The organism is Actinokineospora terrae, assembly GCF_900111175.1.
Lineage (GTDB): Bacteria > Actinomycetota > Actinomycetes > Mycobacteriales > Pseudonocardiaceae > Actinokineospora > Actinokineospora terrae.
In genome coordinates this window covers 223628-239809 of sequence record NZ_FOGI01000009.1, presented here as the reverse complement: position 1 = coordinate 239809, position 16182 = coordinate 223628, and the positions used below count along the sequence as shown (strand labels likewise).

Sequence of the window (16182 nt, the reverse complement as noted above, 5' to 3'; positions counted from 1 at the left end):
ACATTGGGGGAACACATGGTCGTGGCGCGTGAGACATCCCTGCAAGAGCTGTTGGAGGGAGCGAAGCAATATCAGATCCCGCTCTACCAGCGGCCCTACTCCTGGGAGACCAACCAGCTCAAGCAGCTCTGGGAAGACATCTCCCAGCTGGCCGAGGACCGCGCGCACGACCGGGAACTGACCCACTTCATCGGCTCGGTCGTGCTCACACCCAGCCCGGCCAACGGGCCGACCGGTGTGCCCGAGTACTTGGTGATCGACGGGCAGCAGCGGCTCACTACGCTCTCCATCCTGCTGTGCGCGATCCGTGACCACCGAGCGGCACGGGAGGGCGCGGAACACAAGGAGCGGATCAACGAGCAGTACCTGGTCAACAAGTGGAAGCCGGGCAAGCAGCGGTTGAAGCTCGTGCCGACCCAAGCTGACCGCGGCGCCTACCTGGCCTGCGTCGACTCGACACCACAGGCAGGCGGAACCGACCGCATCGGCGCTGCCTACCGGTTCTTCCTGGCTCGGTTGGCGAGCGCTGACGATCCCGATGACACCTACGACATCGAGCGGATCGAGGACGCCGTCTTCTCGGGTCTCGCGCTGGTCTCGGTCACCGCACAGCAGGGCGACAACCCGCACCGGATCTTCGAATCGCTCAACAACACCGGCTTGCGGCTGACCCAGGCAGATCTGCTGCGCAACTACCTGTTCATGCGGTTGCCCACCAGTGGCGAGGCCGTTTACGAATCCCTGTGGCTGCCGCTCCAGAAGTACCTGCTGCGCGATCAGCTGGAGTTGCTGTTCTGGCTTGACCTGGTGCAGCGCGATCCGCGCGTCAAACAGGCTGACACCTACACCGGTCAGCAGCGGCGGTTGGACAGGCTGCGTTCGGAAGAGGAGATCAAGCACGAGGTCGAGCGGTTCAGCAGGCTCGGGGAGTTCTTGCGGACGATCCTCGACCCGACCCGCGAACCGGATACCGCAGTGCGGCACCGTCTGACCCGACTTGGTGCGTGGGGAACGACCACCGTCTACCCCGTGCTCTTGCACCTGTTGGACCGGCGGGCAGCGGGCACGGCGAGCTCGGCGCAGATCGCGACAGCGATGCTGCACCTGGAGAGCTACTTCGTCCGGCGCCTGCTCATCGGCCGTGCCACAGCCGGGATCAACAGGACGCTGTTGTCCATCGTGACCGAGATGGACCCCGAAAGCCCGGTCGACCAAGCCGTTCGCGGTTACCTGGCTATCGGCCGCAAGCACTACGCGAGTGATCGTGAAGTCCGCGCAGCCGTGCGGTCGGTGCCCTACTACCTGAACGGGCGTCCGCACCAGCGGGCGCTGGTGCTCCGGTGGTTGGAGGAGGCCCATGGCAGCAAGGAGCCGGTGGACCTGACGTCGCTGACGATCGAGCACGTGCTGCCTCAGTCACCGACCCCGCAGTGGCGGCAGGTGCTGGCTGAGGACCTCGAGGACGGCGAGGATCTCGGCCAGGCGCACGAGGCGCTGGTGCACACGCTGGGGAACCTGACGCTGACCGGTTACAACTCCACGCTCAGCAACGGCGCGTTCGAGGTGAAGCGCCCGAAGCTGGCGAGCAGCGGCCTGCGCATGAATCAGGAGATCGCCAAGCAGGAGCGGTGGGGGAAACCGCAGATCCACGAACGCGCCGACGCCTTGGCCGAGCTGGTGATCGCCGAGTGGCCGGGACCAGCGATAGCCGACGACAACTCGGCGGGGACGGCGTGGGGGGTGATGAACCAGGCCCTAGCCGAGCTGCCCGCCGGGGCCTGGACGACATACGGCGACCTCGCGGCGCTGATCGGCAGCCATCCCGTGGCGATCGGAGCGCGACTCGCGACAACGCCCGCTCCGAACGCGCACCGGGTGTTGCAGTTCGACGGCAAGCTCTCGCCAAACTTCGCCTGGCTCGACGTGTCGCGCACCGACGACCCCCGGATTACGCTGGAGGCCGAGGGGGTGGTGTTCGACCGCCACGGACGCGCGGACCGCGCTCAGCGGATCAGCACCGAGGAGCTCGCCGTGTTCATCGGCGCCGAAGTGCCAGACCTGGGTCCGGTGCCCGAACCCGGCGAGGATGCAACGCTGCCCGACCGGTTCGTCAGCCTGCTCGGTGAGCGGCAGGGTCGCGACATCGCCGAGGCGGTATGCCAGGTGATGGAGGCATGGGTCGAACGAGGCGGACACCTCGAGTTCGGCCGTGAGAACGAGACATCGTGCTTCTTGATGTCCCGCGACAAGGCGCACCCCGACGGCAACATCTGGCCCGCCACCATTTACCCGAGCGGCAAGTTCGAGGTGGTGTTCCAGCACCTGAGCAGGCGCTCGCCGTTCAACGACCCGGCACAGCGCGAAGAACTCAGGCGACGGCTCAACAGCATCGACGGTGTCGAGCTCCCCGAATCGAAGATCAACCTGCGTCCGGGCTTCGACCTCGGCGTGCTGCTGGACGCGCCTGCGCGGGAAAGCCTCGTCCATTCTCTCGGCTGGTTCCACGAGGTCGCCACCACAGGCCAACAAGCTCTGTGACAGAAGCTCGGGTCGCCAGCGGTGGTGCGCAGGCGACCCGAGGCCGGGATTGCGCTGTAGTGCACCATGTCCGGCAGGCGTCAGTCGCGTGCTAGATCGTGGTTGTGGGTGGGGGCGGGGGGTAAGTGGCGGTAGGGTTGGCATGGGGCGCTTGCCATCCAGTGGCGGCATTTGGCAGCTATGCCTTCGAGGATGTGGAGGGTGTGGGTGAAGCCCGCGGTGTCCAGATCGCCACCCACCCACATGTCGGTGCCGAACCCGGCGACGACGATGTGCTGTCATCGCTTGGGTAAGGACCCTGGTGATGGAACCGATTGCGCGTGTGGACGACACCGTCAAGGTCGGGTGGAACAAGTTCGGCATCGCTCACAATGACCGGTTCCTCCGGGAGAACGGTCGTGGTCGGGGTTGGTGGATATCGAGACCATGCGCACGGGGGTCGATGGTGTCTACCTGACCAGTGCGGGGACTCATCACTGGGCGAAAGTCGCGGTTGAGGCCTGGTCGGTGAAACCAGGGCCGGTGGGCGACAACTTCGACGAACATTTCGAGCACTGGTTGCTGCAGTTCTAGCCTGGGGACTTAACGGTCGGCCGAGGCCGATCTGCGCACTCGGAGTCGGGTCCGCATGGAAAGCGTGGCTGCCCGAGGATGCGGTCATGGCGATTGCCAGGCGTCCGGCTGAGTAGACGAGCCAGGGTGGGTGCGGATTTGGCGACGTCGACCATGGGCAGGGCTTGGGCGTTGGCTGGGCCGGTGACTTGGCCTTCGCGGCTGAAGAAGTTGACGAACTCGCCGCCGCCCAGGGGCGGAGCGATGCTGATGATGGTGCCGAATGTGCCGCGCGGGAGGTTTCAGAAGAAGCTGCCCAACGGTCGGGTTCCCGCGATCGTGCCGTCCTTCCGTCGGCCGGGGACCACGTAGTCCGGCTTGCCTTGTTTGAGGAAGACGACGGTCACGGGCTCGACCCACAAGCCCGCGGCGTAGGGAGCACTCGTTCGCGGTGGTCCTCGACCGTGAGATTTGCGTAGTCCACTACATGTCCAGGTTCTTGTGGGTTCGTCAACGTCGTGGCCGCCGCTGATGCTGCTCTTGTCGACTGCTGGCCCGGGCCCGTGCAACTCGTCGGCCGCTTCGCCTGCTATCCCCTTGTCCGCCGATACCCGCCTTGATCCCGGTCACCAGCGGACCAACGCCCGCGTGAGTGCCGAACGTCGTGGTCACCACGCGCCTGCTCGGCATGAAGACCGAGCGATCGGCCACCTTTCAGACCAGCGGGAAGGCTCGTTCGCCCTTCTCGACCCGCTTATCGACGCAGATGCCTGCGCGGGTCTGCCCCCTGCCTGTCGTGGTGCGGAAGAAGCCGATGAACCGGTTGAGCAGCCTGCCGAGTAGGTGCCCAGGTGCTTGGTCAACTCACGTCCTTGATCCTTGCCTGGAACCTCTCGAGCTCCGTGGCAAGCCGTTCCATGTCGGCGCTCAACGGCCACCCCTTGCCGCTGCGCTCGGCCGCGGACGAGTCTCGCACAGCGCCAGGTGGTGCGGATGGGGTTGGGGAATCGCTGGTCGCGCGTGACCGTCCACTTGGGTGCGCTACTACGGAGAACTGTCGATTCCTTCTAGTGTCGATTTCTTCGAGATAGGACTACCTTGGATGGGTGGGCTCGTGTGTGTGGTAACGCCAATCACAACCTCTTAGGGCCGCGCATTTAAGGATTTCAGCGTGCCTTGGCTGATATCGGCCAGTTCGAGTTTCGGTATTCGACACGGGCCGGGTGGTGGGCACAAATCAGCCCGTCAAGGGCTAATCTCCGCGTGACGGCGAAGCGCGGAGGAATGCGTGTCGGAGGATTGGGCGGCGGTCGCGAGGGTGATCTCGGGGCGGCTGCGGGAGCTCGGGTGGCGGCAGCGGGAACTGGCGGACCGGTCGCAGGTGTCGCAGGCGATCATCCGGGAGTTGCAGTACCACACGGTGGAGCGGCGGCGGAGTGCGCGCACGTTGGAGGCGCTCTCGGCTGCCCTCGGGCTGCACCCTGACCACCTGAGCGCGGTGCTGCAGGGGCGAGTGCCGTCGCGGCCGGACGGGGCACCGGAGGACGAGGGGCAGATGCAGTCGCGGTTCGACTCGTTGGAGCTGCGGCTCACCGAGATCCTCGAACGGCTGCACGACGTCCAGGTCCACCTGCACAACCTGGGCAGGCACGACGGCGAGCGCTGATCCGCGCGTGTCCGCAACCCGATGGGGCGAAGGCAACGGGGCCGGCTGATATCAGCCGGCGCTGGTTCACTTGCTGCCGTTCGACTCGACGATCGGTGCGGAGACCTGGATGAACGTCAGCGCGCGGTGCCCTGGATCGCGCTGTTATCAGCCATTAGCCCTGGCTGGCCAGGGGTGAGGGGTGGTCGACGCCAGGCGGGTGCTCGAGGACCGCGCGGTCATCCGGGTCACGTCGCTGTTCCAGGAGAGCGGCCACGTCGTGCAGAAGATCGACGGCCACAACGACTTCGGCGAAGACCTCTACGTCAGCTTCACCGAGTCATGCCGCCCTACCGGCTACACCATCGCGGTCCAGGTCAAGGGCGGGTTGTCCTACCGGAGCGCTCGCGGGTACCGGGTAAGAGTCAGACAACACGCCGAGTCTTGGCGGAAGGCCAACGCCCCGGTCGTCTGCGTTGTCTACGACCCCACAACCGACCTCTTGTACTGGGCGAACGCGTCTGAGCAACTCCGCAGCGCGGTGAGTCTCCGGTCCATCGAGATCCCGCGCTCAGCAGTGCTCGACCTGGCCTCGGTGGAGGCCTTCGTCCGGGACCTGCGTGAGTACATCGACGACAGGCCAGCTGGCGCCCGCCTCGGTTGATCGACTAGTCCATTGGGTGGACACGCACTTGACTAAGAGAGCTTCCGTTACGTCTACAGCGTCCACAACGTTCGGATGGTGGAGCGGCCTAAGAGCGACCTGGCCGTCCTATGCGGGTACGCGCCGAACTACGACTTTCCAGGCCAGCGCTTCCTGCGGGGCAGCGATGTGGACAAGGTGATGGTCGAGTTCGGGATTGAGCCCGCGTTGCTCCAAGAGCGAGCCGAGGAGGCGACGGAGGAGCGGATCGGGCGCCTCATGACCTCGCGGGTGACGCCGGTGGAGAAGTTCACCACGCGCACTGTCCCGCGGACCACGAACGCCTCCGAGTCGCTCACCCAGCGGGTGGAGGCGGTGTTGGTCGAGCTTTATCAACGGGTGCTATCCACCGAGAAGTTCTCGGCGTTGCGGGTGGATGGTCTGGCGTTGCGCGCTGACCTCTACCGCGAGGCGGGTGACGAGGTGGAGATCATCGAGGCGAAGAGTTCCGCGACGCACCGCAAGGTCCGCGAGGCCGTCGCCCAACTCCTGGACTACGCCGTCTACAGCCCACGCCCGGTGACGACGTTGACCGCGTTGTTCCCCGAGTTGCCGGGCGAGCACAGCCTCGACCTCCTGCACCGGGTCGGGATCGACTGCGTGTCACTCGCCGACGACGGGTCCTTCGCCCGGTTGCCCGCCTCCCCCGCCCAGCGCCGCCGGATGTTGCCGGTGTGGCGGGGTTGTTGATCTCCGTCTGATCGTCGGGGCGACCTGGCCCGCGTCGTGCTGCGCGTCCGAGCACAATTGCCGAGGTCGCCGGTGGCGGCTCAACCGGTCGCCATCTCCGAGGAGCGCAATGGCTGTCAGGCGCGGCAAGGCGGGTGCGGCCGAGGTCAAGCGGTACGGCAGGCATTACACGCCGGTGGGGTTGGCGGGGTTCTTGGCGGCGGGGGTGGTGCGGCATCTGCCTGAGGGGGATGTTGTGCGGGTGCTGGACCCGGCGTGTGGGGATGGGGAGTTGTTGTTGGGGATCGCGGGGGTGTTGGGGCGGGTTCGGCCGGGGGTGGCGGTCGAGGTGACGGGGTTTGACGTCGATGGGGAGGCGTTGGGGGTTGCGGAGAAGCGGGCGGCGGAGCGGGGGGTGGTCGGGGATTGGCGCGAGGGGGACTTCGTGGCGGTGGCGGGGGAGATCCCCAGTGGGTCGTTCGACGTGGTCATCACCAACCCGCCGTATGTGCGTACGCAGCAGTTGGGGGCCGCGGCGGCTCGGGTTCTGGCTCGGGACTTCAACCTGGTCGGGCGGATCGACCTCACGCACCCGTTCATCAGCACGTTCCCCAGGCTGCTGCGGGCCGGTGGGGTGATGGGGCTGCTGTGCTCGAACCGGTTCCTCAGCACGAGGGCCGGGGCGAACGTGCGCAGCACGCTGGGCGGCGCGCTGAAGCCCGTCGAGGTGTACGACCTGGGGGACACCAGGTTGTTCGCCGCCGCTGTGCTGCCCGCCATCGTCATCGCGACGGCCGAGCGCGGGCCGGTGACCTGCCGGTTTGTGTCCGCGTACCGGGCGGAGGGCGCGACCCGCACCAGCGGCGACACCCTGTTCGAGGCGCTGCGGTCCGACGTCGACAGCGTGGTCGAGCACGGTGGGAAGCCGGTGGCGGTGCGGGTCGGGGAGCTCGCCGACCGGGACGACCCCGCGCAGCCGTGGCGGTTCAGCCAGCACGATCACGACTGGCTGGCGCGCGTGGAGGCGGCGACCTGGAAGACCTTCGGCGCAGTCGGCAAGATCCGGGTCGGGGTCAAGACCACCGCTGACGCCGTGTTCATCCGGGAGGGTTGGCCTGACGTAGAGCCGGAGTTGGTGCTACCTCTGGTGACCCACGAGGACGTCACGCCATGGCAGGTAGGGCAACCGCGGACGAAGGTGCTGTACCCGTATGACCTCAGTCAGGTCCGACGGACGCCGGTAGACCTGACTATGTACCCGAAGACCACCGCCTACCTGGAGTCCCATGCGGAACGCTTGAAGGGGCGCAAGTACGTCACCGACGCGGGCAGGCAGTGGTGGGAGATCTGGGTTCCGCAGCGGCCCGGTTTGTGGGCGGTGCCGAAGGTGGTGTTCCCGGACATCAGTGAGCGCGCGCGGTTCGCGTACGACCGGTCCGGCGTGGTCGTGAACGGTGACTGCTACTGGATCTCGTTGGCAGACATAGGCGACGAGCGTTTGGCCTACCTCATGCTGGGCGTAGCGAACTCGGCCCTGGGACTTCGGTTCTACGACGAGGTCTGCGGCAACCGCCTCTACTCCGGCCGACGGCGGTGGATCACCCAGTACGTGGAGCGGTTCCCCCTACCTGACCCGAGAACCGCGGCAGCACAAGAGCTTGTGGACGCGGTAAGCGAGCTGATCGAGGGCCGCGGCGATCCAACCGCCGTCGATGGCCTGGTGGAGCGGGCGTTCGGTCTCTAGCGGCCTACTTCTCGCAGCCGATGCCGTCGCCGTCGTTGTCGAGGCCGTAGGGATCCGAGCCGATGACGCGGATGGGTCCTGTGACGTACGCGGGGCCGTTGCCGGAGCCGCCCGCGCAGTCGACGTCACTGGCGTTGGGGACGCACGGCGAGTAGTTGGGGTTGCAGTTCGACGCGGGCTTGGCCACCGTCGTCGTGGGCTTGGGGGACGCCGGTTTGGGTGCGGGGCGCGCGGTTGTCGTTGTCACCGCGGGCTTCTTCACCGCTGTGGTCACTACGGGCGCGGGGACTGGCGCGGGTGGGGGTGGCGGCGGGGGGACCACAGTGGTCGTCGTCGTGGTGGTCGTGACCGGCGTTGTGGTGGTAGTGGTCGTCGTGGTTGTGGTGGTCGTCGTCGAGGTAGGCGAGACCGTTGGCTGGCTTGCGGTGGGGGAACCACAAGCGGTCAGGGTAAGAAGTAAGGCTCCGGCAAGTAGTCCCATGTGGCGGGCCGCCACCTTGGTTCTCCGGGGGACGATCATGGTGCACTCCCAGCGGCTGAACGACATACGCCCCCGTTGCATCGGCCAATCGAGCGTCGCGTTACCGCCGGATGACTCCCCGTCAGCGGCGGCCGTGCAGGAGGGTGATCAGTTTGGTGACGCGGGTGTCGGTTTTCTCGGGGCGGCGGAACGAGGTGAGGGTCAGCGGAGCGCGGAAGCGTTGGCGGGTGATGGCCTGCGGGCGGGCGAACTCGCGGAGGCCTTCTGGGCCGTGGATCCGGCCGAAGCCGGAGTCGCCGGTGCCGCCGAAGGGGAGGGAGGGGATTCCGGCGAAGCTGATCACCGAGTTGACGGAGACCATGCCGGAGCGGAGGCGGCGGGCTAGGGCTGCGCCGTTGGTGCGGGAGAAGACAGCGCCGCCTAGGCCGTAGCGGGTGTTGTTGGCTTTGGTGACTGCTTCGTCCATGGACGAGACCTTGGTGACGGTAAGAGTCGGGCCGAAGGTTTCTTCCTGCACCGCCGCAGCGTCTTCCGGTACGTCCACCAAGATGGTCGGCTCGACGAACCTGCCTGAGCCGTTGCCGCCGACGAGTGCGCGGGCGCCACGAGAGAGAGCGTCGGTGATGTGGCCGCGGATGATGTCGACCTGGCCGGGCATGGTGATCGGTCCGATCTGCTTGCCCACTTCGACAGCCTGTGCCTTGGCCACCACAAGGGACACAAACTGGTCATAGACGTCCGCGTGCACATAGACCCGTTCGATGCCCACACAGGTCTGCCCGGCGTTAGAGATGCCGCCCCACACGGCTGCGTCGGCTGCGGCTTCGACATCCGCGTCGGAGTCGACGAGCAGCGCGTCCTTGCCGCCTGCCTCGATCAGCACCGGGGTCAGCGTTTCCGCGCACGCGGCCATGATCTTCTTGCCCGTCCCCGGCGACCCGGTGAACGCGATCTTGTCCACCCCGGACCGGCACAGTGCCGCCCCCGTCTCGCCGAACCCCGTGACCAGCTGGAACACCGGCTGCTCCGGCACCACCGACGCGAACGTCTCCGCCAGCCACTGACCGACGCCGGGCGTGTACTCGCTCGGCTTGAACACGACAGCGTTACCCGCCGCGAGTGCGTAAGCGATCGACCCCATCGGCGTGAACACCGGGTAGTTCCACGGCCCGATCACCCCGACCACGCCCAGCGGCAGGTACTCCACCGTCGCCGACTGGTTGGCCATCAGCAGACCGGCCGGGCGGCGCTTGCGGCCCAGGACCTTCGGCGCGTTGCGCGCGGCCCACGCCGTGTGGTCGATCGCCAGGATGATCTCCAGCATGGCGTCCGCGTGCGGCTTGCCGGTCTCCGCGCTGACGACCTCGGCCAGCTCCGCCGCGCGCCTGGTCAGCACGCCCTTCCACCTGGTCAGCCGCTCGGCCCGACCGGCGAACCCGAGCTCGGCCCACCACCCGGCCGCGGTCCGCGCGCGGGCTACCGCCGCCTCGACCTCGTCCGGGGAGTGCACCGGGTGCGTGCCGACGACCTCGTCGGTGGCCGGGTTGAGCGACTCGAACGTCATACCGGGAAGCTACCGGTCAGTACGTCACCCTGGCGATACCCTGGCGGACGTGAAGGTGACTCATCTCGGCCACGCGTGTGTGCTGCTGGAGACCGGGTCCGCCCGGCTGCTGATCGACCCGGGCGTCTGGTCAAACGGCTTCAAGGACCTGCGCGACCTCGACGGCGTGCTCATCACCCACCAGCACCTCGACCACTTCGACCCCGAGCGGCTCCCGGCGCTGCTGGCCACCAACCAGCACGCGGAGTTGGTCATCGACCCCGGCACGGCCCCCGAGGTCGCCAAGCTCGGCCTCCAGGCCCGCACCGCCAACCCCGGCGACGTCATCACCCTCGGTGGTACCGCCGTGACCGCGGTGGGCGGCGTGCACGCGCTCATCCACGCCGACATCGTGGTCCCGCCCAACATCGGCTACGTGGTCGACGACGGCGCTTTCTACCACCCCGGCGACTCGCTTTTCGTGCCCGACCAGGAGATCTCCATCCTGGGATTGCCGGTGGACGCGCCCTGGTTGCGTCTCGGCGAGGCGATCGACTTCTACCGCGCGGTCTCGCCCAAGATCGCAGTGCCGATCCACGACCAGACCGCCAGCCAGAAGGGGGTCGACATCGCCCATTATCGGTTCAGCACGCTGGGGCCTGCGAACTCTCGGTTCGAGGTTCACCCGGTGGGTACAACGATCGAGTTGAACTAAGCCCCGTTAGGGTAATTTCTTCCGGTCAGGCGTCCCATTGGCATGACAATCTCCTCCTGTGTGGGTGAAGGGTTCACCCTGCACCCGGTCATCGGCGACCGGGTCCCTTCACCTGTGGAGGAAAGCCGTGTTCCTGCGTTCACACTCCCGGCTCCGCCGCGCGGCGATCGCCGCCGCGGTCGGGGCCTGCGCCGTGGTCGGCCTGGCCGTCCCGGCGACAGCGGTCCCCGCTGCCCCTGCCGCACCCGCAGCGGCTCAGGCTGGTCTGCGCTCTTACCTCGTCATCACCGCACCGAACAACACCGCGGGCGCCAAGTCGGCGGTAGCGACCAACGGTGGCACTGTCTTCGCCTCTTATGACGTCATCGGCGTCATCGTGGCGCATTCGACCGCCACCGACTTCGCGACCAAGATGCGCGCGGTCAGCGGTGTCCAGCAGGTCGGCGCGACCCGGACCAGCGACCTGCCCGCGCAGGCCGGCAACCCGCCGATCCCGGCTTCCCCCACCCAGACCACCCCGACCGCGGCCGAGACCAACCGGGTCGACATGACCCAGATCAAGGCCGACCAGGCGTGGGCGATCACCACCGGGTCCCCCTCGGTCACCGTCGGCGTCCTCGACACCGGTGTCGACGACCAGCACTACGACCTCAAGGCGAACTTCGACGCCTCCAAGTCGGCCTCGTGCGCCTACGGCAAGCTCGACACCCGCGTCGGCTCGTGGCGGCCCGAGGGCACGCACGGCACGCACGTCGCGGGCACCATCGCCGCGGCCAAGAACGGCAAGGGCATGGTCGGTGTCGCGCCGAGCGTGAAGATCGCGTCGGTCCGGATCGCCGAGGCGCCGAGCGGCCTGTTCTTCGCCGAGAACACCATCTGCGCGTTCGTGTTCTCCGGCGACCAGGGCTTCAAGGTCACCAACAACAGCTACTACACCGACCCGTGGCTGTTCAACTGCCCGAGCAACGCCGACCAGGCCGCGATCCTGGAGGGCGTCAAGCGCGCCGCCGCCTACGCCGAGGGCAAGGGCGTGCTCAACGTCGCCGCCGCGGGCAACGAGAACTACGACCTGGCGAACAAGACGACCGACTCCACCAGCCCCAACGACTCGACGCCCGCGAACCGCCCGGTGACCAACGCCTGCCTCGCGGTGCCGAACGAGCTGCCGAGCGTGCTGGCCGTGTCGTCGATCAACTCCTCCAACGTGAAGTCGTCGTTCTCCAACTTCGGCACCGACAAGATCGTCGTCGCCGCCCCCGGTGACAACGTGTACTCGACGCTGCCCGGCGGCACCTACGGCAACTCCTCCGGCACGTCGATGGCCTCCCCGCACGTCGCCGGGGTGGCCGCGCTGATCCTCAGCGTGAACCCGTCGCTGACCCCGGCCCAGGTCCGGGCCCGGCTGGCAGGCGACGCCGACGACCTGGCCTGCTCCGACAGCCGCTGCGCGGGCACCACCGCGAAGAACAACTTCTACGGCGACGGCCGCGTCGACGCCAAGGACGCGGTCGGCGGCGGCACCACCCCCGGCGGGTCCTTCGAGAACCCGACCGACGTGCAGATCCCGGACGGCGGCGCCGCGGTGACCAGCCCGATCACCGTCACCGGCATCCCCGGCAACGCGCCCACGACCCTCAAGGTCGACGTCAACGTGGTGCACCCGTACCGCGGCGACGTCGTGATCGACCTGGTCGCGCCGGACGGTTCGGTGTACCGGCTCAAGAGCTCGTCGACGAATGACTCCGCGGACAACGTCATCGCGACATACACCGTGAACGCTTCCACCGAGGTCGCGAACGGCACCTGGAACCTGCGCGTCCAGGATATCTACCGCTCCGATGTCGGCTACCTGAACTCGTGGAAGTTGACCTTCTAAGCACCCGCGCTACCTGGTAATACCCTGAAGGCCGTCCTGTTTGTCCCAGGACGGCCTTCTGTTTTTTCCACTTTCTCTGGGCCGTTCGAACCCATTTTTCGCCAAGGATTCTTCCGGCGGGTGTTTGTGGTCATCATGGCGCGCACAGGGTCTCCCTGCCCCTGATCGAAACGCCCCGGAGGACATCGTGTTCCTGCGTTCCCGCGCCGGGCTGAGGCGGACGGCGATCATCGCCGCGCTCAGCGTCGGCCTGATCACGCCCATGGCGGGTGTCGCCGCCGCGGGCCCCGGTAAGCCGGGCACCGGCAAGTCCGTCGCCGCAGCGGCGGGCCTGCGCGCCTACCTGGTGATCACCGCCCCGAACAACACCAGCGGCGCCAAGTCGGCCGTGAGCACCAACGGCGGCACGGTCTACGCCTCCTACGACGCCATCGGCGTCATCGTGGCGCACTCGACGGCCACCGACTTCGCCTCGAAGATGCGCTCGGTCTCCGGGGTGCAGCAGGTCGGCGCCTCCCGCACCTCCGACGTGCCCGCCGCGTCCTCGAACCCGGCGATCCCCACCTCGCCGTCGCAGACCACGCCGACCGCGGCCGAGACCAGCCGGGTCGACATGACCCAGATCGGCGCCGACAAGGCCTGGGACGTCACCACCGGTAGCTCTAACGTCCTCGTGGGCGTCGTCGACACCGGTGTCGACGACCAGCACTACGACCTCAAGCCGAACTTCGACGCCTCTAAGTCGGTCTCCTGCGCTTACGGCAAGGTCGACGCGCGCACCGGCGCGTGGCGTCCGGTCGGTGACCACGGCACGCACGTCGCGGGCACCATCGCCGCGGCCAAGAACGGCAAGGGCATGGTCGGCGTCGCGCCCGGCGTCCGCATCGCCTCGATCCGCGTCGCCGAGCCGACCAGCCAGCTGTTCTTCCCGGAGAACGTGGTCTGCGGCCTCATGTACGCGGGCGACAACGGCTTCGCGGTGACCAACAACAGCTACTGGACCGACCCGTGGTGGGCGAACTGCCCCAACAACGTCGACCAGGCCGCGATCCTGGAGGCGGTCAAGCGCGCCGCCGATTACGCCACCGGCAAGGGCGTGCTCAACGTCGTCGCCGCGGGCAACGAGAACACCGACCTGGACAACAAGTCCACCGACACGCTGAGCCCGGACGACTCCACGCCGTCCAGCCGCCCGGTGACCGCGTCCTGCAAGATCGTCCCGGGTGAGCTCGAGTCGTCGCTGACCGTCGCCTCGATCACCAGCAGCAACACCAAGTCGTCGTTCTCCAACTTCGCCAACAAGGTCAACGTGGCCGCCCCCGGCGACAACGTGTACTCGACCCTGCCCGGCGGCAACTACGGCCAGATGTCCGGCACCTCGATGGCCACCCCGCACGTGGTCGGCGTCGCCGCCCTGATCAAGAGCGTCAACCCGAGCGCCACGGTGGACCAGATCAAGGCCAAGATCGCCGAGCAGGCCGACGACCTGGCCTGCGGCAGCGACAGCCGCTGCAAGGGCACCACCGCCAAGAACACCTTCTACGGCGAGGGCCGCGTCGACGCGCTGGCCGCGGTCCAGGGCGGCGACCCCAACCCGCAGCCGGGTGGCCCGTGGGAGAACACCGACGACGTGCAGATCGCCGACAACGGCGCCGCCGCCACCTCGACCGTCACCATCGACGGCCGCACCGGCAACGCCCCCGCGGCCACCAAGGTCGACGTCAACATCGTGCACACCTACGTCGGTGACCTCGAGCTCAACCTGATCGCGCCGGACGGCACCAGCTACTCGCTGCGCCGCGCCAACCCCGGTGACGGGTCCGCGAACCTGACCACCCAGTTCACCGTGGACCTCTCCGGCGAGGTCGCCAACGGTGCCTGGAAGCTGTCGGTCCGCGACACCGCCACCTACGACACCGGTTACATCAACTCCTGGAAGGTCACCTTCTAGGACCGAGCGGGCGGTGCTGGGGCGGCTGCCAGCAACAGCACCGCCCGGTCACCGGGTCGCGGCAACAGGATCTCGGCGGCGGAACCCCCGTTGACCGCGATCGCGACCCGGCCCGCCGAGTCGAGCAGCACCACGGCGTCGCCCGAGCGGGCGTCGGCGAACGTGCGGCCGACCACGGCTTCCAACGACCGGTCGCCGACCTGGGCATGGACCACCGTGCCCGGGTCGGCGACCAGGTCTGTGACGGCCAGTTGCACGTTCCCGAAGCTGTCCGCCCCTATAACCTCCGTGGTGACCCGCCCTGGCTCGATGTGTGTGACCGGCTCAGGCAGGCGTATCAGCGTGTCGAGGTCGACTGCGGGGCCTAGAGCGTTGGGGTTGACGCCGTTGGCCACCTGCGCGGCGGCGGGGGCGAACACATCGCGGCCGTGGAAGGTCGCGGAGACCGGTTCCAAGTGGAACTCGGTGATCTCATACGCCGCGATAGCCCCACCGAGCACTTCCGCGGCCGCCGGGAGCAGCCCGTTGTCCGGCCCGATGAGTACCCCTTCGGGTGACACGATCGCGACCGGTCTGCGCGCCGTCCCGACCCCCGGGTCCACCACCGCGAGGTGCACCGCGCGCGGCAGGTAGGGCACCGACCGCACCAGCAGGTCGGCCCCGCCGCGCACGTCCTGGCGCGGCACCTCGTGGCTGACGTGCAGGACCCGCGCGTGCGGCGCGGTGCGGGCGATGACGCCTTCGCAGACGGCGGGGAAGCCGTCCGCTCGGCCGTAGTCCGTGGTGAAGCAAACCCAGTCGTACCCCACGTCCGAAGTGTGCGGCACGAATCCGTAGGCTGCACAAACGTGGCCACGCTCGAGGAATACCCGAAGATCGCCGCGGGCAAGGTCCGCGAACTGCACGCCATCGACGACGACCACCTGCTGCTGGTCGCCTCGGACCGGATCTCGGCGTACGACTTCGTGCTCGACTCCCCGATCCCGGACAAGGGCCGCATCCTCACCGCGATGAGCGTGTTCTGGTTCGAGCTGCTCGGCGACCTCGTGCCCAACCACCTGGTGGCCTGGGACGACCCGCGCATCCCGACCGAGGTCCGCGGCCGCGCGCTGGTCGTGCGCAGGCTCGACATGCTGGCCGTCGAGGCCGTCGCCCGCGGCTACCTCGCCGGGTCCGGCACCCTCGACTACAACCGCACCGGCGCGGTCTGCGGGATCACCCTGCCGCCCGGCCTGGTCGAGGGCTCCAAGCTGCCCGAGCCGATCTACACCCCCGCCACCAAGGCCCCGCTGGGCGAGCACGACGAGAACGTCACCTTCGACGAGATCGCCGAGGTCATCGGCACCGAGCACGCCACCGTCGTGCGGGAGCTGACCCTGGCCGTCTACCGCCGCGCGGCCGAGCACGCCGCCGAGCGGGGCATCATCCTCGCCGACACCAAGTTCGAGTTCGGCCTGCTCGACGGCCGGGTCGTGCTCGGCGACGAGGTGCTCACGCCGGACTCCTCCCGGTACTGGCCGCTGGAGAGCTACCAGCCGGGCCGGGCGCAGCACTCGTTCGACAAGCAGTTCGTCCGCGACTGGCTGACCTCCCCCGCCTCCGGCTGGGACCGGGCGTCCAACACCGCGCCGCCGCCGCTGCCCGACGAGGTTGCCCAGGCCACCCGCGGCCGCTACGTCGAGGCGTACGAGCAGGTCACCGGCCGGAAGTTCGCCGACTGGATCGGCTGAGGCACCACCGGCGACACCTGGTAGTCACCCGGTGG

Annotated in this window: 13 protein-coding genes; 10 read left to right on the top strand and 3 right to left on the bottom strand. The window is 68.0% G+C overall.

What is annotated here, in order from left to right; translation table 11 throughout:
- Positions 1-15 precede the first annotated feature (15 nt).
- From BMY07_RS21975 to BMY07_RS21955, 6 genes are all read left to right on the top strand, one after another.
- Positions 16-2538, top strand: a complete 2523-nt coding sequence (locus tag BMY07_RS21975) for a GmrSD restriction endonuclease domain-containing protein (RefSeq protein ID WP_092781798.1) — start codon at positions 16-18, stop codon at positions 2536-2538.
- A 411-nt stretch (positions 2539-2949) separates the two neighbouring features.
- Complete coding sequence (locus BMY07_RS34475; RefSeq protein WP_177215702.1) at positions 2950-3111, top strand: hypothetical protein; 162 nt, start codon at positions 2950-2952, stop codon at positions 3109-3111.
- A gap of 1267 nt (positions 3112-4378) precedes the next feature.
- Entirely contained in the window at positions 4379-4756 is a 378-nt protein-coding gene (locus BMY07_RS21970) for a helix-turn-helix domain-containing protein (RefSeq protein ID WP_092781795.1), read from the top strand.
- A gap of 181 nt (positions 4757-4937) precedes the next feature.
- The gene (locus BMY07_RS21965) at positions 4938-5399 is read left to right on the top strand and encodes a DUF4365 domain-containing protein (RefSeq protein ID WP_092781792.1); all 462 of its coding nucleotides are present in this window, start codon (positions 4938-4940) and stop codon (positions 5397-5399) included.
- A gap of 75 nt (positions 5400-5474) precedes the next feature.
- Positions 5475-6128, top strand: coding sequence for a hypothetical protein (locus BMY07_RS21960; RefSeq protein ID WP_092781789.1), 654 nt, complete (start codon positions 5475-5477; stop codon positions 6126-6128).
- Positions 6129-6237: 109 nt separating this feature from the next.
- Positions 6238-7851: an Eco57I restriction-modification methylase domain-containing protein gene (locus tag BMY07_RS21955; protein WP_092781786.1), complete on the top strand. Its 1614-nt coding sequence runs from the start codon at positions 6238-6240 to the stop codon at positions 7849-7851.
- 4 nt (positions 7852-7855) lie between these two features.
- On the opposite strand, the gene BMY07_RS33800 is transcribed toward BMY07_RS21955, so the two are convergent.
- Positions 7856-8098 carry a hypothetical protein gene (locus tag BMY07_RS33800; protein ID WP_177215684.1) on the bottom strand — a complete coding sequence of 81 codons (243 nt, stop codon included), beginning with the start codon at positions 8096-8098 and terminating at the stop codon, positions 7856-7858.
- Positions 8099-8453: 355 nt separating this feature from the next.
- On the bottom strand, positions 8454-9896 hold the full coding sequence (locus BMY07_RS21945) for an aldehyde dehydrogenase family protein (RefSeq protein ID WP_092781780.1): 1443 nt from the start codon (positions 9894-9896) through the stop codon (positions 8454-8456).
- 49 nt (positions 9897-9945) lie between these two features.
- Between BMY07_RS21945 and BMY07_RS21940 the strand changes: the two genes are divergently transcribed.
- From BMY07_RS21940 to BMY07_RS21930, 3 genes are all read left to right on the top strand, one after another.
- Complete coding sequence (locus tag BMY07_RS21940) at positions 9946-10590, top strand: MBL fold metallo-hydrolase (RefSeq protein WP_092781777.1); 645 nt, start codon at positions 9946-9948, stop codon at positions 10588-10590.
- A gap of 127 nt (positions 10591-10717) precedes the next feature.
- A complete protein-coding gene (locus tag BMY07_RS21935; RefSeq protein ID WP_092781774.1) occupies positions 10718-12466 on the top strand; it encodes a S8 family peptidase in 1749 nt (582 codons plus the stop codon).
- Between the two features lie 187 nt (positions 12467-12653).
- Positions 12654-14417, top strand: coding sequence for a S8 family serine peptidase (locus tag BMY07_RS21930; RefSeq protein WP_245782560.1), 1764 nt, complete (start codon positions 12654-12656; stop codon positions 14415-14417).
- Here BMY07_RS21930 and BMY07_RS21925 read toward each other — a convergent pair.
- Positions 14414-15226: an SAM hydrolase/SAM-dependent halogenase family protein gene (locus tag BMY07_RS21925; RefSeq protein WP_092781771.1), complete on the bottom strand. Its 813-nt coding sequence runs from the start codon at positions 15224-15226 to the stop codon at positions 14414-14416. The two genes, BMY07_RS21930 and BMY07_RS21925, sit on opposite strands and share 4 nt — an antisense overlap.
- A gap of 39 nt (positions 15227-15265) precedes the next feature.
- Here BMY07_RS21925 and BMY07_RS21920 point away from each other — a divergent pair, with 39 nt between their 5' ends.
- Positions 15266-16147: a phosphoribosylaminoimidazolesuccinocarboxamide synthase gene (locus tag BMY07_RS21920; RefSeq protein WP_092781768.1), complete on the top strand. Its 882-nt coding sequence runs from the start codon at positions 15266-15268 to the stop codon at positions 16145-16147.
- Positions 16148-16182 lie beyond the last annotated feature (35 nt).